The organism is Aliifodinibius sp. S!AR15-10, assembly GCF_031569985.1.
Classification (GTDB): domain Bacteria; phylum Bacteroidota; class Rhodothermia; order Balneolales; family Balneolaceae; genus JAMQKA01.
Map to the genome: position 1 here is coordinate 1 of NZ_JAMQKA010000066.1, position 20,918 is coordinate 20,918.

Genomic DNA, 20,918 nt, shown 5'->3' on the forward strand with positions numbered 1-20,918 from the left:
TTTGTGAGCCGTCTCGGGCAAACGCAGCGAAGGCGTTAAGAAAGAAACCATGCGAGAAATTTCGGTATATGCGGAGAGAGTGGAAAACCTCCATCTTTCGGGAGGGCTGCTAACGGGAACATATGGGGTTCTTTTATCCCGTACAGCTGTCGGGACAGGCGAAGAAATCCCAGCCGGTGATTTTTTGGGTGACCAGTTCTTTAGTCCCGACTACTGTCGGCGGTTTGTTCACACAAAAAGGAACCCCTCTTGAACGGGGAAAAGCTTTTACTTTTTGAGGATGCCCTAAATATGTCAAAGATAAAAGTGGCTTGACTCGATATGAATCTGAGTAGACACCTTATAGATATATGTCGTATAATATATATTATGTAAAGTATAGTCGGCATTAATATATAATGCTATTATTGAAGGCAGATCTATTTACAAAGAATCCTATCCCCTCGGTGTTTCAGTATTTGGTCGATAGGTTTTTTAAAACATCCAGAATAGCATCAAAATCTGGTAGTTTTCCAGAATCGTCCAGCACTTGGCTGTGTTGTATGGTGCCACCCTGGTCAATAAGAAAAGCTGCACGTTTAGCCACGCCCTTCATCCCAAAATAATCTTCATACAGAACATCGTATTCCCTGGAGACTTCTTTATTAAAGTCGCTTAGAAGCGTAAAATTAAGATTCTGGGATTTCTTAAATTCTTTTAGCGTAAAGAAGCTATCCACGCTGACGGCTACCACTTCAGTATTGAAGGCTTCATATAGCTTCATATTGTCCCTTGTTGTGCATAGCTCCTTTGTGCACACACTGCTAAATGCTAACGGGAAAAAAAGTAGCAGCACTGTCTGGCCCCTGTAATCGGTAATTGATACTTCATCACCTTCCGTATTTTCAAGGGTAAATTGGGGAGCTTTGTAACCTTTAGTTAAAGCCATGAATAGTAATATTTTCAGATTCGGTATTACATTTCAACGGCAGTCTCCTGTTTCAGAGAGATCCTGAAGGCCTGCGTCGTTGCCATTAGACTGATACCCAATAATAGCTGCCAAATCCATTGATAGTTTGACTGTACCTCAGGGATAAACCAATATGCTAAGTACGTAAGCACAAAAAATGCAATTGCTATGAGCATATACCTGATATCCATTTCTTCCGGATTTCGATAACTTTGGGCTCCGTACATCATCAAACCCACCAATAATGCCCCTGCCTGGTAGATACTCAATAACCACGCTTTTATAGCAAAAGAATCTTTGACAAACCAATAAGAAAAAATGAGTAGCAAAGGAGCGGCGGCATAAATCAAGGGAAACTGGGCGAAAACCGGCTTGGAATCCCGGATAAAGACCGCCAGACCACATAATACAAAGGAAACAGCAATAACCGTTGAAAACTCGATCAGCAGCGTAATATCAGTGGGAATAATATTTTCAAAGAGCATGGCGCCCTGCCCTAATACAAAAAAAAGAATACTGAGAGCGTAACTGAGGTATTTCAAGCTCTTTAAACGGTAGGCAAGCTGAGAGCTTTTTACTGTGGAATATAAACCAACAATTAAAAGAAGAAGTGCATCCCAATTCATATTTGATTAGTTATCGGGTTGGGACTGTTGATTCGCAGACGGTCGGTTATTAGCTCGTTTATCAATCTTTCGCTGTGTTGCTTTCTCTTGGTTGAATACCATTACCAAGTCGGCGATATCTTTCAGTTTTCCTCGTTCAAAGCGAATCATTTCTTGGGCAAAATCAAATAATAGAATCTCACTTCCATCTCTGTAAACTACTAACTCCCAGTCAATTAGCGATATCTTTTTTATCAAATTAACAAGTCCAGCCCGGTGTTTGGCAATTTTACTCAGCGATTTCTGTATGTCTTTCGCTTTGTCTTCATCCAAAGAAAATGTTTCCTCAAAATGATCGTAATCCTTCAAGTGAGTTGGGCGGTCGCTTTGATAGGCATCTTCAATGATGGGCCTGTAATAGGAAAGCTGGGCGTGATCTATAAGCAGCAACATTTCCGCGATGGATTGTCCCTCAGGCGGTGCATCTGTATACGGTACCTCGTCAATTACATATTTTAAGGCTTCGGCTTCATCCTGTAGATAGGACGCATCCTCTACCAATTGATCCAATTGCTCCTGGGTAACCTCTTCCCTGGTAAAATCTGTCATTATAGAAGTGAACTTCTTTTAACGGGCCCAATCAGATGAAGCTTCCACATTGTCGTTTTCTTTCTGTTGCTCCAGCATCTCAACCAGTGACAGACCCGAATTAAATTCGCGATCACGGTCTCGTACGGAGTGGATATTATTTTCTTCCTGAAAATCCCAAAACTTACCAAACTGTCTGTTTTTATATTCTCTAAGGAAATCTAGCCGTTCCTGCAGATCTTCTTTCGGTACGAGCAATCGCTGCTTGTCATAGATCGCTTCCTCGCGCGATTCAAACACGATATCATAGTCTTTGCTCATCACAATAGCCTCTTCAGGGCAAACCTCTTCGCAATATCCGCAATAGATACAGCGCAGCATGTTGATCTCAAAGAAGTCCGGGTACCGCTCCTTGGGGTCATCACTGTCCTCGTTAGCCTGCATGCTGATCGCCAGCGGTGGGCAGGCACGTGCACAAAGTCCGCAGGCAACACATCGCTCCTTGCCATTGTCCTCTACCAGCACCGGTCGTCCGCGGAAAATAGCGGGCGGATCCCATTTTTCTTCCGGGTAATCCAGCGTGACCGTGGGTTGAAACATCTGTTTCAGCGAATACCACAGCGCTTTGAATATCTCGGGCAGATACAGGTTCTCGAGAAAAGAAAACTCACGTTCGCGGTCAAAATCCTCATTGAGGGCGTTAGCTACCGGTTGCTCTAAATTTTGAGGTTGCGACATCGACTATTTTATATAGAATTACGATTTTGAACGATTTAAAATAAACTATTCGCCCATTGAGTTCAATGGGAATATCTCATTTTTGCTTGAATGTAAGTGTAATCGGAACTCCTGTAAAGCCATATTCCTCACGAATTTTGTTCTCTATAAACCGTCGATAGTTGGCCGGGAGTTCCGAAGGCATATTCATGAAGAATTTAAAGACCGGGGGATTGGATTTAACCTGCGTGGCGTACTTAATTTTCAGCCGCACGCCTCTTTTAATCGGCAGCGGCCGTTCCTTGAGAATTCGTTGCAGAAAGTCGTTGAACACGGGTGTCGGGACAAGCCGCTTCCGCTCTTCAAGTACGTTATCGGCAACGTCGATCACGCGGTGTATCCTCTTCCTGTTCGTTGCGGACATCGATACGATGGGAATCCAGCGTTTGGTTGGGATTCGGTCGTAAACGTACTCCTCAAACTCTTTAAGCAGGTTGGTGGTTTTCTCCGGCACCAGGTCCCATTTATTGAGTACCAGCACAATACCTTTATTGAGCTCATCAGCCATGTGTAGAATGTGCTTGTCCTGCGACTCAAATCCCTGCATGGCGTCGACCAGCAGAATGGCCACATCACACTCCCGGATAGCACGTTCGGTGCGCACGGTGCTGTAAAACTCAATATTCTCTTTCACGTTCTTCTTTTTGCGGAGCCCGGCCGTATCCACCAAAATATATTCCTTCTCATTGTATATAAGCCGGCTGTTGATCGAGTCGCGCGTAGTTCCCGGAATATCCGTTACAATGCTCCGTTCATCGTTGAGAAGCGCATTTACAAAGCTGCTCTTACCCACATTGGGGCGTCCGATTATAGCCAGCCTGGGAGTCTCAATCTCTTCTTCGTCCGGCATCTCAGGTAACAGTTCGACTAGCCTGTCCAAGAGTTCTCCGGTACCGGTCCCATTGACCGAAGAAATAGCGAACAGATCGCCAAATCCCAGGGCATAAAATTCTGTGGCATTCAGTTTACGTTCTTCATTATCGGCCTTATTGGCTACCAAGAGTACTGGTTTGTCCTGTTGACGCAGTAGGTTGGCCACCGACTGATCCAGGCTTGTGATGCCAGCCTCTACATCCACAACAAACATAATAACATCAGACTCCGACATCGCGATGTGCACCTGTTCACGAACACCGGCAGTAATCTTATCCGACTCGTCGGGCAGGTACCCACCGGTGTCAATGATGGTGAAATTGCGACCATTCCAGTCGCTCTGCCCGTAATGGCGGTCACGGGTAACCCCGTACTCATCATCTACAATCGCCTTTCGCGCACCAATAAGTCGATTAAAAAGTGTGGATTTCCCCACATTCGGTCTACCCACAATAGAAACAACAGGAAGCATATCTGTTTTTTACACTAATTTTCGATAAAATTAAGACCGATGAAAATAACGATAAAAGTGTTTAAAGTAGAGCCTAATTTATGCTGCAGACTTTCTACAATAACTTTGGATTCCTCGGCTCACTGGCCATTGCTTTTGGGGGATTTATGTTCACCATTTTTTGGATTTCCGGAATCGCCGGCATTTGTAACATGGAGGAATCACGGTTCAAAAACCTGAAAATGGTGTTATCTGTGCTGTTCCCACCCTACCCTTTTTTCTGGATATTGTTTGATATGTACCATCAGAGCCAGCAAATGAAAGAAAAGTAACAGGAATATCATGAACTCCGATGAACCCAGCTTTTCCCGCCTGCGCCAATCGGAGATCTATATTAATGGAATCAGTGGTCAAAAACCTGTCGTCCCGATATCTTATATTGAATTAAAGGAAGCTGCAGAGAAAAAGCTAAGTAAAGAGGCGTTCTCCTACCTGGCCGGAGGTGCAGGACAAGAAACAACGATCAGCAAAAACCGTGAAGCCTTTAAGCACTGGAGCATCCAGCCACGCATGCTTCGTGATGTCTCAGCCCTCGACACTTCAATCGAACTCTTGGGTCATCGCTACCCTGTCCCATTCCTGCTGGCCCCGATTGGCGTGCTTGGACTTTTCCACAAAGAAGCAGATAAAGAAGTGGCACAAGCCTCTGCTGCAGAAGGAGTTCCGATGATCTTTTCAAGTCAGGCCTCGGTCTCTATGGAGAAATGTGCCGCCGTAATGGATGACGCTCCTCGCTGGTTCCAATTGTACTGGAGCACCTCCAATAAACTGGTCAAAAGCTTTGTGAAACGTGCTGAAAATTGTGGGTGCCAGGCTATTGTCTTGACGTTGGATACCACCATGCTGGGATGGCGGACCCGTGATCTCGATCTTGCCTATCTCCCGTTTCTTCTGGCAAAAGGCATTGCCCAATACACAAGCGATCCCGTTTTTAAAGAGCTGATGGAAGAGCATAGGGATGAAGATCCTGATCGAGAAAAATCTATTACGTTTTCAGCGATCTGCTCTCTTTTCAAAATGAGCCGAAATTATCCTGGATCCACATTTCGAAACCTGGTCTCAGGTGAGCCGATGCGAGCTGTGCGTACTTTTATCAAAACTTATTCCCGCCCTTCATTAACTTGGGAGAACCTCTCCTTCCTGCGCGGAATAACCGACCTGCCTATCCTGCTAAAAGGTATTCTCCATCCGGATGATGCACGCAAGGCTGTTGAGTATGGAATGAATGGTGTTATCGTCTCCAATCATGGCGGGCGACAAGTCGATGGTGCTATTCCTGCATTAGGGGCGCTTCCCAGTATTACCACGGCTGTAGACGGGGAAATACCGGTGTTCTTTGACAGCGGCATTCGAACGGGGGCTGATATTTTTAAGGCCCTTGCACTGGGTGCCAACGCTGTACTTCTGGGGCGTCCTTATGCCTATGGGTTATCCCTGGCGGGTCGAGAAGGTGTTCGGGAAGTCATCCAGAATCTCAGGGCTGACTTTGAGTTGACAATGGGACTCTCTGGAATAAAAAGTATCGATAAAATTACTGCTAACCCTTTGGAGAGCATGAAGATATAGATTTTGTTGAAAAATAAAATAGCCTGGGTTCTGACATTCATAGCTCTTACTGTCGGGGGGTACATACTAGCCATTTACCTGCCAATCCTTGCCCCCGGCCTTTACTTTGATTACCAAACAGAATACAAACAGTATTCTATCTACTCCGACCGATCTATAAACCGGGGCATATCCTTCATGATGGAAGAAGTAACCTCAAAGCTTCAACCCATTGAAATTTATTCGGGTCAAGAAGAATTCAGTATCTATCTGTGTTATGAACCGGGAAAATATCGATGGTTTTCAAAGCAAATGAATATGAATCATGAGAGCCAGGGAATGACAGTTGAACCCCTTGGATACGTCTTTATCAATCTACATAGAATTGGTAAAATCGGGCAAATGTATGGGGACAGGTACCCGTATTCGCTTATATCCGGCAAAGCTACTCATATTATTACCCATGAATTGATGCATGTGTTGATCACGCGAGAACTCGGCATGCTTGACTCCCGGAAGCTACCCGACTGGAAACGTGAGGGCTATGCTGAATATGGTGCTTCCCTTCACAGTAAAAGTCAGGATACCTCCTATTCCTTTCGAAAGAATGTCAACGCCTTCCTGAACGGTTATTACGATGAAGTGAAGCCGATCCACCGAGTGTACCTGAAGCATGAACTGATGGTCGAATATTTAATAACTGTCAAAGGTATAACATTTTCCAGGTTGATGAATGTAACATTTAACCAAGATGCAATTTGGCAAGAACTGAAAGCATGGATGCAGCAAAACCACAGAAAATAGTATAAGGCCATTAAAAACATTCCCTTACGCCCAATAAACCACAAAGCTACAACCAATACTTGTTCCGCATAAATAGCTGTTTATTATGGGCTTAACGTCTATTTTTTGAAATGCCGCTCTGCAAACTCCAGGAATGCCGGCCAATTCGGGCCTGCGGTATGCCCCTCCGGGTGTTGACGAAAGGCAATATCACCCCCAAGAAGTGCGGTTCCAACCGGCGGAAATTGATCGGTACCCAACCCCTCTTTTTCCAATAGTTCATAAACGGGGCCCGCTTTCACGCCTGCCATAAACATACCCTTGGGATCAACCCAGAGATCTCCCTCTTGTCCAGAACCGATAAACATCGGTCGCGGTGCACAGAGTGCAACCAGCTCGTGGGAATCAACCGGAATGTCTCTCCAAGTCAGAGGTCCCGCATATTTGAGATAATTTCCCACCATCCAGTGGTATTCACTGGGAGCGGCAACATTCTCTACAATCTCACCAAAGTTTCTGCGATGTGGCTTTACCCCTCCTGCCCCTGAGGAACTGATATAGCCAATGGCAAACCGCTGGTCAAAGGCCTGGGCCACCACGGCTGCTTTTCCATAGCGGGAGTGTCCCTGGATCCCAACCCGTTCGGCATCTACCTCATCAATGGTCTCAAAATAATCGAGGAGTCGGCTGGCACCCCAAGCCCATGCCCGCAGCGCTCCCCAGTCGTCAGCGTCACGAGGTTGCCCTTTGTTAACCAAGCCAATAATACCCTTGGTCAGCCCTGCCCCGTTGTCGGCCTGGATCGAATTGGGTACAATGATAGAATATCCCCACCCTTTTTCCATAACAAGCTGGTGCCATGTCGGCGAATTATCGTCATTGTTTTGTCTCAGTTGCTTTAAGAACGGGGGAAGTTGGATAAATCCAAACTGTGTGATTACTGGAACAGGTTCATCAGCTTGGGCTGGGATGACCAGGTTCGCCTGGATGTTAACCGTGATATGGGGATAGGTTGTATTGTCAACATGTCCAACCAAGCGCTTCTTTTTGGCTTGGATATTCCCAATGGTCGTGTCGGTGGCTTCAGTGATCTCCCAGCTTACCACGGGCGTCTGTTCCGGCACGCGACCGAAAATTTCCCGTTCAAAAAACTCTACAATTTCTGGTCTGCGCTCATTCCACCACATCTCGGGCGAAGTCACTTTTTGGCGATCATTCGTTAATAATGGATCGGGGTAGTGTGGATAGGGATTGGCATTTTTCTCCTCATAGTTGACATAGTTGGGGGCGTTGGGATCGCTTCCGTTCACACCCGGCCGCAGGGAATCAATACCCAGCATCTCCATAGTGCGTTGATGATCCTCTTCGGTCGTGAGTTCAACCGGTGGTGACTGGTTGGCCTGCTGAGCCCATGCAGGTAGAACAGTGAAAATTAGAAAAAGAGCTAGAAATGAAAATATTGCAGAACGTACCATAGAATCCCTATTGATTTAGTTTAATATCCCCAGACATCCGTACTATACTGTTTATCGATTTTAATCCCAATATTCGGCGAGGACAGGTTACAACAAATTACATGTTAATTGGCGTCAAGCGGCTATCCCTTCAAGAACCAGCTAAGTCTTTATAATAATCCACCCGGTCGCAAATGCAGCGGCCGGGTGGTAGTACTCCGCTTCCACCGGGTGGCTCCTCTTGCCACTCGGTGGATAAAAAATTACTCACTATTTAATGAAATAGTAAGCTAAGGCCGTATAGGGGTTCCATCCAGTGCCCGGACCTGGGTCCAGTTATTAAGCTGCTTATCAGGAATAGGATACTTTGCGGCTTCCTCTTCGTTGATATCTACTCCCAGACCGGGTGCTTCATTAATTTTGACATAACCGTTTTCTACTCGAGGTGCCCCGGGAAAGATTTCACGCAGGCGATCGGTCATGTTTGGCGCTTCCTGGATACCGAAATTCCAGACAGCCAGGTCGATATGGGCATTGGCTGCGTGGCCGATTGGAGAAACATCACCCGGACCGTGCCACGCCGTTCGCACGTTAAACCACTCGCCAAGCCTAGCAACTTTCATAGCTGGGGTGATGCCTCCAATCTGTGAAATATGTATGCGGATAAAGTCGATCCAGCGGTTGGTCATCGGGCGGGTCCATTCATGCGGATTATTGTAGAGTTCGCCCATCGCAATGGGAACCGATGTTTTCTGTCGCAATAGCTCAAACCAATCATTGTTTTCTGGGGAGACTGGATCTTCAATAAAGAACGGCCGGTACTGCTCTAGGTCTTCACACAGCTGTATGGCATCCCTGGGTTGCACGCGCTCATGGACATCGTGGCAGAGTTCAATCCGTTTGCCACACGCTTCACGGACTTTTTCAAAGAGTTCCCGGGTGCCCTGCAGGTAGGTATAGGTATCCATAAAATTGTCTCTTTCCATCCCAAAACCCGCTTTTTTGAAATCGGGTTGGCCTGAAATTGCCGTTGAGCCATAGCCGCCAAGCTGAATGCGGCAGTGGCGGAATCCCGCCTCCATCGCCTGCTGCACATTTTCTATCACAGCCTCAATCGACTCGTCGCCGCAGTGGGTGTAGGTGTCGACTGCAAAGCGCGTTTTACCACCCAGCAGCTCATACACCGGCATGTTGGCTCGCTTGCCTTTGATATCCCACAACGCCTGGTCGAGCCCACTGAGGGCGTTGTTCAGCACCGGACCGTTTCGCCAGTAAGAGTTCTGGTATGTCATCTGCCAGATATCCTCTATGTTGTTGACATTCATCCCCACGCAAAAATCTGACAGGTAATCATTTACCGCTGACAGTACCGGCTTGGCTCGCTGCCGGAATGTGGCGCATCCCACACCGTAAAGGCCCGGTTCACTGGTCTCAACTTTCACCACAATCAGCTCAATGCCGTGGGGTGCAGTGGCAATCGCCTTTACATTGGTAATCTCCAGTGGTGGCAGCCCGTTTGTAGCTTTTGAATATTTATCTTGCTGCTCCTGCTTGCTTTTCTGCCAGGGATCATCGCCGAGAGAAAATCCCCCGAAGGCGCCGGCTGACAGTCCCATTCCCATATTTTTGAGTGCATCACGTCTATCCATAATTATCCCATCTATTTAATTGACTGTTATTGTGTAATAGTGCCTCAATATCAGATGTGCCCACAAACCAAGTTTATTATAATGATATTTTTTAAAGATTATGAAGGTTCACGGAGAGAAACACTTAAAACAAGAGTCATGATTGTACTCCACGTGTTCAGCTAGACAAGATGCTACAGCGATTCCCCATACCGGTCCGGGCGCAGGCGAAGGAAGACGGCTTCCCGGAAAATGTTATCCGGGGTCAGACGGGCATAGCTTACTTCAACAACCATTTTGGGATCGATCCAAACGGTATCTTTCTCCCCGAGGATTTTGTTGGCTATCGGCTTGGGTATCGTTTCCAGCTTTTCAAGCATTTTATTGATTTCAGCCATTGTTTTTTGATTAAACCCGGTCCCCACTTTGCCCCTGTATTTGAGCTCTCCGTTAGAATATTGTGCAAGATGCAGGGCTCCAAAATAATTATGCCTATCCCCTTTTCCTTTCGTATAACCTATCACGAGACAATCGGCCGTTTGGCGAACTTTTATTTTTAACCAGTAGTTGCTGCGTCTTCCCGGCAGGTAGGGACTCCCTTTCTGTTTGGCCATTATACCTTCAAGGTTATGTTCTTTGGCTGCATCAAACAGCGCCTGGCCATCATCAAAAAACTCGCTCAGCCGATAGGGTGTGCCCTTCTTCACCACATCTTTAAGCCATTCATATCGTCTTTCGAGGGGTTCATTTATTATGACCCGCCCATCAAGGTAGAGGCAATCAAACAGGTAGCAGTGCACAGGCTGTGTAGCTGACAATTGTTGAATGGTTGCCTCTGCACTACTCTGCAGCCGGTTAATAACTTTTTTGAATTCAGGTCTTCCCTGGTGGTCAAGGCATACTATTTCCCCGTCAAAAAGCCCGCATGTAGCGCGCAATCCACCTGAAGCCTGGTGCAGCTCGGGGAATTGTCGGGTCACATCATTTTGATTTCGGGTGCGGATGCAAACCTGTCCATCCTCCAATGCAAAAAGTGCCCGAATGCCGTCCCATTTAATTTCGTAGACATAATTTCCTTCCGGTGGATCGTTGCCAATCTCTGCCTGCATCGGCTCGATATAATCATTAAGCCAGTCAATTTGGGGAGACTCCACTTTTTCGAGCAGCCACTCCTTCCCCTTCATGCGGTGCATACGGTATTCCCCGCTCAGGGCCGGGCTATCCAGCCGAAAGTACATTCCATCTCCTTTCTGTTTTGTGACCTGGTACTTTCCCAGTGCATATACCCACATCTCGCCCCCGCCATATTCTCCCTTGGGTATCGTCCCTTCAAACGTCAGATATTCATAGGGATGATCTTCAGTTTCTATGGCCAGACGTTTTACCCCCGGACGAGGCGGCATGCCCTTGGGGACAGCCCAGGATTTTAGCACCCCGTCCTGTTCCAGCCTGAGGTCGTAGTGCAGTCGGGACGCATGGTGGCGGTGAATCACAAAATTGTTGCCTTCCTCTATTGATTCTAAGGCAATCGGCTCCGTTGTAAGCCCAAAATTGCGCTTTTTGCTGTACTCCTCCAACTGTTCGGGCGTTTTGTGACGACCGGATGGTGCAAGTTTCTGCGGTTCTGTATCCGTTGTGCGGTGAGTATGAAGGTCCACAGCATAGCCGCCGATCCCTTCCCAGGCATCCCCCTCAGCCTTTACTTTTTCCACCACATTCTGAAGGGTGAACTGAGCTGAACTCTCCAGTTCTGACAACTCATTCCATCTTAAAGGCATTGAAACAGGTGCCTCCAGCCGTCCCCGTAGACTGTAGGGAGAGACGATGCTCTGCCCGTTCCTGTTCCGATAGATATCGACGAGTATGCGCCCTTTACGGGCTGCTTTTTTTATCTGTAGTGTAACTGTTTGGCTGTTCCGTGTCACAAAAGGTTGGGCCAAATCTTTAGCTGCTTCAAATACAGTTGAAAAGTCCCACTTTGGCTGCACCGGTACCACGATATGTAACCCTTTGCCCCCGGTGGTCTTTACAAAAGAATGATAGCCATAAGTATCGATGTGTTCTTTCAGATCATACGCCACATCTACAACATCGGTAAATGGGCGCTCTTCCGGTGGATCCAGGTCAAACACCATGTAGTCGGGTTTGTCGAAATGGGGCTGTCGACAGTGCATCTGGTGCAGCTCCAGGGCAGCCAGGTTAGCCAACCACAACAGCGTGGCCTGTTCAGTAGCCAGGATATAATCTTTCTTCTCTTCCCCCAGTGTCTTGAATTCCACCCAGTCGGGCGCCCAGCGGGGACGGTTTTTCTGGTAGAAACGCTCCGATTCTATTCCATCGGGGAAACGGATAAGGGTGAGCGGCCGCCCCTTGATATGGTAGAGAATCGTAGGTGCAATATCGTGATAGTATGCTATCACCTCTGCCTTGAGGATCCCATCCCCGGGATAGAGTACCTTTTCCAGGTTCGAGAGCTCCAGCTTCCGTCTCCCCACCTGCACCCACTGTGATTTTGTTGCCATAGAATCAATTTACAAAAAGAAGCCAGATCTGGAAATGCGTCACTCTTTTTCGGCTACTTTTCATCAACTTTCTGGGAATGACACTTTTCCTATTTTTGAATCAAATCGGTAGTGTCTTGGGAAATAAATCTTTTTGTGTAAAAATGACATTTCCGTTTTGGATAGTAGTTCAATATGATTCCCTGTGAATAGGCTTTATACCATATAACCGGCCTTCAGCTTCCGGCCTTGGTAAAGTTGTCCGCCCGGAAGGGTGCGGAGGGGAGCGTGAAGAAAAAATCTGCGATTTTTTTAGCGGAATGAGGTGCCCTTCAGGTCATCATTACCTACGCCGGTGAATTTTTTGTTTCGTTTTTTCTTCATTGAAAAAATGAACACTAGGAATGAGAAGTAGGGCAAATTCAAAAAGTTTTTTACCAGACACCAGCGAATAAAAATTAATAATTAATTACAATAGATATCCCTATGAATGTAAGAAAAGCCCGAGAAGATGATCTAGACGGTATCACGAAGGTGTATAAGGCCTGCTTCCCAAGAGAGCGGGCCCATAAACGGTGGATCGAAGCGTCGTATAATTCCTACCCACGGGGCGTGTATTACGTGGTAGTAACCCAAGGAGAAATTGCAGGCTACATCTTGTGGTGCGTAAAGAACGGTTTCCGGGATGAGACGATTATTGAACTGGAGCAAATCGGGGTTCATCCCAACTATTCTGGGCAGGGTCTTGGAAGAAGACTTATTGAAGCATCCCTTTCTGAATTCAAAGATCATATTAATAAGTTGGGATACAGTGTTGGGGCTATTTATGTGACAACCTCAGAGGGACACTTTGCCGAAGAGCTATACAAATCGACGCTTGGTGTCAAGCGAGCAGCCCTGATAGAGGGATATGGTTCAGGAAATGAGGTGGTTTTGTACCGTCGAATTGAATCGGATCAGTTGCTTCAGTGAGGCAAAACCAACCCAAAAACCCAAGATTTGTATCCCTTTCGCCTTTATTAAGAACTTGCATTACCACATTAGTTTCCTATCAAATCATCTGTAGCAAGTATTTTATGGACTTGAGGCTGCCAGAGGACCCTGAATTATCCCCCGGCCTTTGATTTTGAGCCGCCCGGGCAAGCGGAGCGCTGCAAGGCGAATAAATCCACTGGCGGATTTTTATCACTAAAAAAGTGAATAACACACTGGAAGAAGACCCCTGGTTGTTATAGGATATTCTTTTTCTTTACTGTCGATTTTTGCACCGCCAAAAACCGACGAAAAAAGCGGCCGCCCTTTATCTGTTCCGCTCAAAGCGGGTCTCCCTGCGCCTAAAAGAAACCTAGATATTATAATTTAGTGTCTTTGTTTAGTCAAGAGATTTGAAACGTCCACCAATGCTAACACCAAACGTGCCAAGGTTTCTTTCTTAACGGACTCCGGTCGTCCCGCTTACCCATCGCTCCACAGACGGAGCTTAAAGAAAACATTTCGTGCTATTCAGCATCCACATTTTCACTGGCAAATGAATACAGCATCTCAATCTCCTCAGCCCAACGTTCGGTATTCGGCGTTTCCAGGATCATCGGGATGTCATCAAATTGTTCATCCTGCATAATAAATTTGAAAGCGTCGATACCGATCTCCCCATCACCAAGGCTCTCATGACGGTCAACTCGGCTTCCCAGCTCTCTCTTCGAATCATTCAAGTGCATCGCCTTAAGGTATTGCGCACCAATTGTTTCATTGAATTCCTGGAACGTCTTGTCAAATCCTTCTTTCGTACTAATATCATATCCGGCTGCATAAGCATGGCAGGTATCGATGCACACGCCCACCCGTTCTTTGTCCTCAACCTGGTCGATCATCTCGGCAAGTTGCTCGAAGGTAAAGCCCATGTTGGTCCCCTGCCCTGCCGTATTCTCAAAAACAGCGGTAACCCCTTCCGTTTCGTCCAGTGCCCAGTTGATGGATTCTGCATTCTTTCGGAGGCATTCGGTGGGAGAAATCTTATCCAGGTGACTGCCCGGATGGAAGTTGAGCAGTTTTATCCCAAGTTGTTCACAACGCTGCATCTCGTCAAGAAAGGCATTGCGCGATTTTTCCAGCTGCGCCTTTTCTGGGTGCCCCAGGTTAATAAGATAGCTGTCATGCGGCATAATGTAATCCATCGAAAACCCAAGCTCGTTCACCTGCTCTTTGAAGCCCTCGATATTTTCTTCTGAGAGTGGCTTTGACTTCCACCGACGCTGATTCTTGGTAAAAAGTGCAAAGGCCTTGGCCCCGATATCCTTTGCCCTTACCGGGGCATTTTCTACTCCTCCTGCTGCGCTGACGTGTGCTCCTACGTATTTCATTCTGGATCTATGTTTGTTGCAGTTCTATTAATTTTGGCTATGAATAAATTGATTTAACCGCTTAAAACCAAGGATAGTCTTATACGAACAAAATATTCGTGGTTAGGTAACTCAGAAGAGTTTAGACTCGGAGTATGGTTGAAATTAAAATGTGGAGGCAAAGAAAAAAATAAGTCTCTCGGTGCAGACTTCTTGGCTTGATGTTGTGAATTGGATAAATACTATTCACTTAAAACCGAATATTCAGTCCCACCATGCCGCCCTGGTAGACCGGGTAAACGCGGGAGTCACTTTTGACGAGTCCATTCTGTTTGGCCAGCGTGCGGCCTATGACATAACCAAGGGTTCCGCCCACCACTACATCAGACACCCAGTGCTCCCCACTCTCTACCCTTTGTAGAGCTACCGAGGCTGCCAAAGCATATGCGGGAATGCGCACCCAAGGGGAATCATAACTAGAGGCGAGAACTGTAGACAACGCGAATATCTTGCTGGTATGTCCCGAGGGAAAAGAGCGTTGGGCATTCCCATCATTGTCAAACAGGTCGAAATCCATGTTGCCATCCTCAACAAATGGGCGTTCACGACCTGCCGCAGACTTCAGGAAGCCAGTGGCAAGCTGGGTAAATACCACTGCTTCGATGGCTGTCCATCCCGTTTTGGCCATCTTTTTGTCCTTAAAAAGATAACCAGAGCCAATAAGAAGGCCTGAACTGCCAAGCGCAAAAATAGATGGGTCCACAACATCATAAAAGCGTCCGGGTGCCGTCATGACATTGAATGCCGGCGACCGGTAATCCTGCTGAGCCGAGCGATAAACAGGTGCATCAACACCGATCATGATTGCTGCCGTAGCTGCTGAAAGACTGCCTAGCATATTCAGGCTCTGTTGGTTGATTCGGGCTGGAGAAGAGATGAGATGGCGAAAATCGTCCAAAAATCGTGGTATCTCCTCTTCAATACCGGACTCTTCCCCGAAATAATAGCGTTCAGAAACGGATTGCGCCGAAGATATGGCACTTACCGTAACAAAGAGCACAAAAAATGTTGTGAAATGCTTTATGAAGCTGATCACTAACCCATCTTATACCGTTAAATAACTTATTAACAGTAATTTAATAAAAAAGATGTATAGTACTACTAAATATTTAGCGCCTACTTCTGGCAATCACCGGACATGCTGTTGGTATATGGACAGGGTAGGAAAAAAATCGGCCCATGCGAACCAATAGCCGCTATAAGAGTTGGTTGTCCTCAGGCGATCTCCCTTTCTCGGCCCCTCCACGGCATATCCAAAAATATCCCAACGGGTCCCCTCCTGGTCTCTCAAAATTACTGGTAAGGCGTCCTCTACAGCTTCAAATTGAAGTTTTATTCCATCATTCTGCCGGTTGAAGTAAGAAACTGCAAAATGTTTGTCGGTACTACCCACCACCGTTATCTCCCCTCCTGCAAAATTATCTTTAATCAGGTTTACCCCCTTCCCAAATTGGTCTATCACGTAGACCTTTACCCGTGCATCTTCCGTTGCCTGTGTTCCCCAAACTATTCCGTGGACCAGCTTCTTTCGAGGCAAGCGATTATCTTTATTTTTAACAGGAAACAAAGTAGCGGAGTCTTCTTCCCGATAACCTTTACCATACAGATCCTTGTCATAACTCCGGTTAAAACTGGTATCTGTTGTAAGTACCTGTGACTCGGGGAAAATCTCCCTCCACGTTGTCCAGTTTGTCTGGATTACCGGGATAGTGGCTAAACGGATCCCGGCCAAAGCCCCGTTGACCCCACGCATTTGCATCTGTGAATACCGACTACCTGTGTTCCGATCGTAGGGTATCAGGTTATTGCGAAATATTAGCCCTGAAACACCGAAACTCTTCACACTGCCTCTTTCCCATGCTATTGCTGTTCCGGTCAATGGGCAATAAGTCAGTGAAAAAAGCTCTTCATCAATTTGATCGTTAACAATTTCATGATAGTCCAATATTTCATGGGGATAGGCTTTTACGGTGTCCCCAATTTTAATGCCCACAACCAGCCGATCATCACTGATAAAGTCGATGGTATTGGCAGGGGCGAAATTAGGCTTGTCGATTGCCGGAATACCATCCTGGCCCGGACCACCGTCCAGAACTTCTTCTTTGGGGATAATCCAGGTTTCCGAATTGTTTACAGGGGGTTTGCTGGATGCCCCGTCACCGCTACTCTGCACCGAATCTTTGCATGCTATGAGCGTAGCAAGAAGGCAAATAAAAATGATTTGTAGGTTAAGGTTGATCATTAACGGTTTATTTTTAGAATAAACATGGAGTATGATCCCGCAGGTTCAGGAGAACTGTTATTTACGAAATTTCAGCTTGTTAAAACCAGGTTTAAGATAATTAGCAGATGTTGTAATAAAGGGTTCATAGTAGATTATCCGTTTTAAATTTAACCTAGAAGATGACGCGCTTCCCTAAGTTGTAAAACAGTGAGACGGAAGAAGTGTATGCCGTCGTTGGCTGGAGGCCATTGAGGTGTTGGTATATTTCAACAGTATAAGTCCATCACCTATCCCCTGTGTAGTCAGCTGATCATTGTCGCCTACGCTACGCAGTGCACTGCCAACCTATACAATAGTAGACTACCAATTGCAGCTATATCTTACTTCAAATCAGTTTTCCTGGGGGGATCTCCTAGTTGGTTACCATTCAATCTTGATAGAAAATTATTTTACTTGAACTAAGGGTGCTATAATGCAACCTATTCCCAGGTTAACGCTTGGAGGGAAAGTCTGTAAGATTTTCTCACCACAGGTCATATAGCACATTTGGAACGCTGAAGGGAGAAAATTTTATTACACTGCCCTAACGTAATTACGAACTTATTGTTAAGTTCCGCCCACTTGAAAAAATTATACTAAAGGAATTCATATTATCCATGAGCATATTTAACCGTGCTGAGAGGCAAACTACTGATTCAGAACAGTCTAAAATATGGAACCCAATATCTGGGACTGAAAACATTGATGCAATTTTACGGGCTTCTTCAGAAAAGCCACAGATTATTTATAAACACAGTCACCGCTGCAGCGTCTGCATCTTGGCAAAAGAGGAGCTTGAGGGAATAGCAGACCAGGTTTTGGACAGCACTGACCTATACATGATTAATGTCATTCACCAGCGTGACCTCTCTAATGCTATTGCATCAACCTTTGATGTACGCCATGAGTCGCCCCAGGTCATTATCATAAAAGACGGAGAGGTAGCCTGGAAAGGATCACATTGGGCTATTAAAGGAAAAGACATTTTAAATCAGTTAAGTTAATTTCATATTTAACTTGAGTTCGACATAAAAACCGTCAAAGAGGGATTCAGCGACCATCGGAATTCCGACAGCGGTCTGGGAGGCAATCTCCTACATAGTACGACAAAAAAATAGAGCTGGGAGATCGCCACGTCGACCTCACGATGGATCCCAGTTCCATCAAGGACGCCTCCTCGCGATGACAGCTATGATTTTGGTAAGTCTAATAGAATTGACGTTTATTAATCTTCCATTAAATCATTAAATAGTAAACCAAATTACAATAGAGGAAAATCATTATGAGACGAGGTGTAATTAGCGTTTTGGTGATGGCCCTGATGTTCTTGGGAGCCTGTGGGTCCGGTGAAAAAGAGACCCAAAGCGAGTCTTCTGAATCCGAATCTTCCAAAGCTTCGGTCAGCCAGGTCTGGGAGACAGATCGTACTGAGTTGATCACTCCCGAGTGTGCTACTTATCACCCGGAAATGGATGTATTCTTCGTGTCCAACCTGAACCGGGATAATGACACTGAAAATGACGGGTATATCTCAATCGTAAATGCGGACGGTAGCATACAGAATGCCCGCTTGACGGAGGGACTGGCCTCCCCCCTCGGCAATGACTACCACGACGGTTTCCTCTATGTCAGTGACAATGGTCAAATTGTGCAGATCGATATTGAGAGTGGCGAAATAATAAACCAGATTCCTCTTGAAGGAGCTTCCGACCTGAACGGGATCGACATTGCGGACGACGGGACGATTTATGTGGCCGATTCTGATGGAAACAAAATCTATAGGGTAAACCCTGACGGGAGTTCCGAACTGATACGTGAAGGAGAAGACCTGAACGAGCCCAATGGCGTATTGATCAAGGGAAATGAGCTTGTTATCGCCTCCATGGGTAGCAACAGTCTGCTCTCCCTCAACCTTGAAACAGATGAGCTCTCAACACTAGTGGATGGCGGACTGGGACGTGCCGACGGCATCATTCCCCTTGATGGCGGGCAATACCTGATTTCCAGCTGGACCGGCGAAGTCTATTTCGTAAACAGTGACATGGAGGTGCAAACGTTGATAAGCACTAGTGCGGACGAGATCAATGCGGCTGACATCGCCTATATTCCTGAAAAAAATCTGCTTGTAGTGCCTACCTTCTATGACAACCGGCTTGTGGCCTACGAGTTAAGCTATTAGCCTTTATAACACTCTTGAAAGGTCCTAAAGTCCAAATGTCAGAAGGTGTTGAAATGTTGAATCGTTGAGGTGTTGATCAAGGTCGAAGGTCCTAAAGTCGGAACGTCGAAGGTTGGAAGGTTAAAGGTCTAAAGTTGTTGAGGCGTTGAGCTGTTGAGGTGTTTAGATGTTGAATTGTTTATTGGATTCTTACTCACATTGCTTGGTACCGTTCGCTCTGCGGCGGTACCCCGGCTGACGCTCTGCGTCGAACGCCTCCCTATCAACGAGTTTAGCGATTAGAGGGATTTTAGTCTGATAATTTGCAGTTTGTTGGGGCACGAGGCATCGTGCCCTTACCATTTATGACCAAAAACCGCCGGGAGTCAGACTTACGAACTGTAACCAAAAAAGTCGCCAAAGAATCCCAGATGTTGAACCGTTGAAGTGTTGATCAAAAAGGTCAAAGGTCCTAAAGTCGAAGGTCAAAAGCGCCCTGTCTCCGGCCTGGAAAAGCTGACCGCCTACTGTATTGTTTAAATGTTGAACTGTTGAGTTGTTGAAACGTTGAATACAGGCTCGAAGGTTTAAAATAAAGGCGTCTTCCTCCCGCCCTAGCGATTTATGAGCCGCCCGTGCAAACAAAGCGGAGTCGTTCAGAAAGAAATCCTGCTCCTTTTAGGACCATTGATCGTGGATGCAGAAAACCGGGTATGTAAGAAAAAGCAGTACCCGGAAATATCTTGATTTCTTTTAGCCAGAGCGGAGTGCCGCAAGGCAAATAAATTCATAGGCGGTGATTTTTTTGATTGGTTTTTTATCACTAAAAAAATGAATACTACTAACAGGGAGAAACCCCGGTTGTTCGATACAGACTAATTCCTAATGAGATGTTCATTTTTTGTACGAGCAAAAAACGAACCAAAAACTCGCCAAAGAATCCCAGATATTGTTCTATTACTGCTTTTATAGCGTTTTTTTGCTTTGGAACAAATGTCGCCTTAAAAAGAAACAATTGCAGGGATTCTCTGGACTCGGGGGAAGCGTTTTCTGTTTAGCTGCTGAGTGTTGAATCGTTTATTACAAGGTGAAAGGTCCACTCCTTCCCCGGCCTTGGAAAAGCTGACCGCCCGGAAGGAAACGGAGGGAAGCGTTAAGAAAAAATCTGTGATTTTTTTAGCGGAATGGAGTGCCCTTCAGGGAAGGTTTTCCTCAGCCGGCGACTTTTTTCGTTCATTTTTTTGTCGCTAAAAAATGAACACCTCCCTGCCCTAAATTAAATCTCACTGGAGAAGAGAGCGAAGCCGGTGCATATAGAAACCATTTTTGTCTGAGATCCAGGGGCGCAACTGTATTATTTGGGATACTATGCCATTAAGAGCTTTATTTCTAATAATTTAGGATCCGTTTTTTTCGTAGATTGTATTAATCTTTTTGACACATAAAGGGAGTTAAAATGAAAGTCCAATGTTTAACGGAGAGTTATACACCTGTCAAATGGCACTAATAACGGGCGATTTTGCCTGTGAGTGCCAAGTTAATGATGTCTACTTGACATTTTCAGTGCCCACCCGATTTCAGAGCCTTTAAGATTTATAATGCTTAACCCTCCTACCGACAAATCGGGCATTGTAGTTGATATACCAAGCTTTTCTATTACTTAACACATGATTGAGGAATAGCCTCAGGAGGAGGACCAGATGAAAGAACCGAAGCTTATGAATGAACCATTCATAGATAAGAACAGGCCTCTAATGGGAAAATTTGCCCTTTTGACGGGAGGGGCAAGAGGTGTATAAAACACCTCTTAATACTAATACTCATTTAACTGGGCACGCATACAGTTCAATTCATGCTGTGATGAGTGCCTATACCAAAAGGTTT

17 protein-coding genes are annotated in these 20,918 nt (G+C 46.0%); 6 read left to right on the forward strand and 11 right to left on the reverse strand.

What is annotated here, in order from left to right; genetic code table 11:
• Window positions 1-451 precede the first annotated feature (451 nt).
• The 5 genes from NC796_RS24345 to der form a co-directional block, all read right to left on the reverse strand.
• Window positions 452-928 carry a redoxin domain-containing protein gene (locus tag NC796_RS24345; RefSeq protein WP_310688424.1) on the reverse strand — a complete coding sequence of 159 codons (477 nt, stop codon included), beginning with the start codon at window positions 926-928 and terminating at the stop codon, window positions 452-454.
• Between the two features lie 26 nt (window positions 929-954).
• Window positions 955-1,575, reverse strand: a complete 621-nt coding sequence (locus NC796_RS24350) for a hypothetical protein (protein ID WP_310688425.1) — start codon at window positions 1,573-1,575, stop codon at window positions 955-957.
• Between the two features lie 6 nt (window positions 1,576-1,581).
• Complete coding sequence (locus NC796_RS24355; RefSeq protein ID WP_310688426.1) at window positions 1,582-2,163, reverse strand: hypothetical protein; 582 nt, start codon at window positions 2,161-2,163, stop codon at window positions 1,582-1,584.
• A gap of 18 nt (window positions 2,164-2,181) precedes the next feature.
• On the reverse strand, window positions 2,182-2,880 hold the full coding sequence (locus NC796_RS24360) for an NADH-quinone oxidoreductase subunit I (RefSeq protein WP_310688427.1): 699 nt from the start codon (window positions 2,878-2,880) through the stop codon (window positions 2,182-2,184).
• A 76-nt stretch (window positions 2,881-2,956) separates the two neighbouring features.
• The gene (gene der, locus NC796_RS24365; RefSeq protein ID WP_310688428.1) at window positions 2,957-4,264 is read right to left on the reverse strand and encodes a ribosome biogenesis GTPase Der; all 1,308 of its coding nucleotides are present in this window, start codon (window positions 4,262-4,264) and stop codon (window positions 2,957-2,959) included.
• Between the two features lie 80 nt (window positions 4,265-4,344).
• Here der and NC796_RS24370 point away from each other — a divergent pair, with 80 nt between their 5' ends.
• From NC796_RS24370 to NC796_RS24380, 3 genes are read left to right on the forward strand one after another with little or no spacing between them, the layout of a single operon-like run.
• Window positions 4,345-4,575, forward strand: a complete 231-nt coding sequence (locus NC796_RS24370; protein WP_310688429.1) for a hypothetical protein — start codon at window positions 4,345-4,347, stop codon at window positions 4,573-4,575.
• Between the two features lie 10 nt (window positions 4,576-4,585).
• Window positions 4,586-5,869, forward strand: a complete 1,284-nt coding sequence (locus tag NC796_RS24375; protein WP_310688430.1) for a lactate 2-monooxygenase — start codon at window positions 4,586-4,588, stop codon at window positions 5,867-5,869.
• A gap of 6 nt (window positions 5,870-5,875) precedes the next feature.
• Window positions 5,876-6,652 carry a hypothetical protein gene (locus tag NC796_RS24380; RefSeq protein ID WP_310688431.1) on the forward strand — a complete coding sequence of 259 codons (777 nt, stop codon included), beginning with the start codon at window positions 5,876-5,878 and terminating at the stop codon, window positions 6,650-6,652.
• A gap of 98 nt (window positions 6,653-6,750) precedes the next feature.
• Here NC796_RS24380 and NC796_RS24385 read toward each other — a convergent pair whose 3' ends face one another.
• From NC796_RS24385 to ligD, 3 genes are all read right to left on the reverse strand, one after another.
• Window positions 6,751-8,106: a hypothetical protein gene (locus NC796_RS24385; protein WP_310688432.1), complete on the reverse strand. Its 1,356-nt coding sequence runs from the start codon at window positions 8,104-8,106 to the stop codon at window positions 6,751-6,753.
• A 269-nt stretch (window positions 8,107-8,375) separates the two neighbouring features.
• Window positions 8,376-9,734: an enolase C-terminal domain-like protein gene (locus NC796_RS24390; protein WP_310688433.1), complete on the reverse strand. Its 1,359-nt coding sequence runs from the start codon at window positions 9,732-9,734 to the stop codon at window positions 8,376-8,378.
• 173 nt (window positions 9,735-9,907) lie between these two features.
• Window positions 9,908-12,235 (reverse strand): non-homologous end-joining DNA ligase, encoded by a 2,328-nt coding sequence (ligD, locus tag NC796_RS24395; protein WP_310688434.1) that lies wholly within the window; start codon window positions 12,233-12,235, stop codon window positions 9,908-9,910.
• Between the two features lie 465 nt (window positions 12,236-12,700).
• Between ligD and NC796_RS24400 the strand changes: the two genes are divergently transcribed.
• Window positions 12,701-13,186 carry a GNAT family N-acetyltransferase gene (locus tag NC796_RS24400; protein WP_310688435.1) on the forward strand — a complete coding sequence of 162 codons (486 nt, stop codon included), beginning with the start codon at window positions 12,701-12,703 and terminating at the stop codon, window positions 13,184-13,186.
• A gap of 527 nt (window positions 13,187-13,713) precedes the next feature.
• Here the strand turns inward: NC796_RS24400 and nfo are convergent.
• The 3 genes from nfo to NC796_RS24415 all read right to left on the reverse strand — a co-directional run bounded on the left by nfo (window position 13,714) and on the right by NC796_RS24415 (window position 16,855).
• Complete coding sequence (gene nfo / locus NC796_RS24405) at window positions 13,714-14,574, reverse strand: deoxyribonuclease IV (RefSeq protein ID WP_310688436.1); 861 nt, start codon at window positions 14,572-14,574, stop codon at window positions 13,714-13,716.
• Window positions 14,575-14,803: 229 nt separating this feature from the next.
• Entirely contained in the window at window positions 14,804-15,649 is an 846-nt protein-coding gene (locus NC796_RS24410; protein WP_310688437.1) for a phosphatase PAP2 family protein, read from the reverse strand.
• A 93-nt stretch (window positions 15,650-15,742) separates the two neighbouring features.
• Window positions 15,743-16,855: a DUF3179 domain-containing protein gene (locus NC796_RS24415; RefSeq protein WP_310688438.1), complete on the reverse strand. Its 1,113-nt coding sequence runs from the start codon at window positions 16,853-16,855 to the stop codon at window positions 15,743-15,745.
• 638 nt (window positions 16,856-17,493) lie between these two features.
• Here NC796_RS24415 and ytxJ point away from each other — a divergent pair.
• Both ytxJ and NC796_RS24425 read left to right on the forward strand, forming a co-directional pair.
• Entirely contained in the window at window positions 17,494-17,880 is a 387-nt protein-coding gene (gene ytxJ / locus NC796_RS24420) for a bacillithiol system redox-active protein YtxJ (RefSeq protein ID WP_310688439.1), read from the forward strand.
• Window positions 17,881-18,158: 278 nt separating this feature from the next.
• Entirely contained in the window at window positions 18,159-19,055 is an 897-nt protein-coding gene (locus NC796_RS24425) for an SdiA-regulated domain-containing protein (protein WP_310688440.1), read from the forward strand.
• The last annotated feature ends 1,863 nt before the right edge of the window (window positions 19,056-20,918 follow it).

Bases quoted from the DNA above. Each gene is read 5' to 3' on its own strand.
- NC796_RS24400 (WP_310688435.1), top strand. From the start codon at position 12,701: ATGAATGTAAGAAAAGCCCGAGAAGATGATCTAGACGGTATCACGAAG.
- der (WP_310688428.1), bottom strand. From the start codon at position 4,264: ATGCTTCCTGTTGTTTCTATTGTGGGTAGACCGAATGTGGGGAAATCC.
- NC796_RS24375 (WP_310688430.1), top strand. From the start codon at position 4,586: ATGAACTCCGATGAACCCAGCTTTTCCCGCCTGCGCCAATCGGAGATC.
- NC796_RS24425 (WP_310688440.1), top strand. From the start codon at position 18,159: ATGAGACGAGGTGTAATTAGCGTTTTGGTGATGGCCCTGATGTTCTTG.
- ytxJ (WP_310688439.1), top strand. From the start codon at position 17,494: ATGAGCATATTTAACCGTGCTGAGAGGCAAACTACTGATTCAGAACAG.
- NC796_RS24385 (WP_310688432.1), bottom strand. From the start codon at position 8,106: ATGGTACGTTCTGCAATATTTTCATTTCTAGCTCTTTTTCTAATTTTC.
- NC796_RS24350 (WP_310688425.1), bottom strand. From the start codon at position 1,575: ATGAATTGGGATGCACTTCTTCTTTTAATTGTTGGTTTATATTCCACA.
- NC796_RS24370 (WP_310688429.1), top strand. From the start codon at position 4,345: ATGCTGCAGACTTTCTACAATAACTTTGGATTCCTCGGCTCACTGGCC.
- NC796_RS24355 (WP_310688426.1), bottom strand. From the start codon at position 2,163: ATGACAGATTTTACCAGGGAAGAGGTTACCCAGGAGCAATTGGATCAA.
- ligD (WP_310688434.1), bottom strand. From the start codon at position 12,235: ATGGCAACAAAATCACAGTGGGTGCAGGTGGGGAGACGGAAGCTGGAG.
- nfo (WP_310688436.1), bottom strand. From the start codon at position 14,574: ATGAAATACGTAGGAGCACACGTCAGCGCAGCAGGAGGAGTAGAAAAT.
- NC796_RS24390 (WP_310688433.1), bottom strand. From the start codon at position 9,734: ATGGATAGACGTGATGCACTCAAAAATATGGGAATGGGACTGTCAGCC.
- NC796_RS24345 (WP_310688424.1), bottom strand. From the start codon at position 928: ATGGCTTTAACTAAAGGTTACAAAGCTCCCCAATTTACCCTTGAAAAT.
- NC796_RS24360 (WP_310688427.1), bottom strand. From the start codon at position 2,880: ATGTCGCAACCTCAAAATTTAGAGCAACCGGTAGCTAACGCCCTCAAT.
- NC796_RS24415 (WP_310688438.1), bottom strand. From the start codon at position 16,855: ATGATCAACCTTAACCTACAAATCATTTTTATTTGCCTTCTTGCTACG.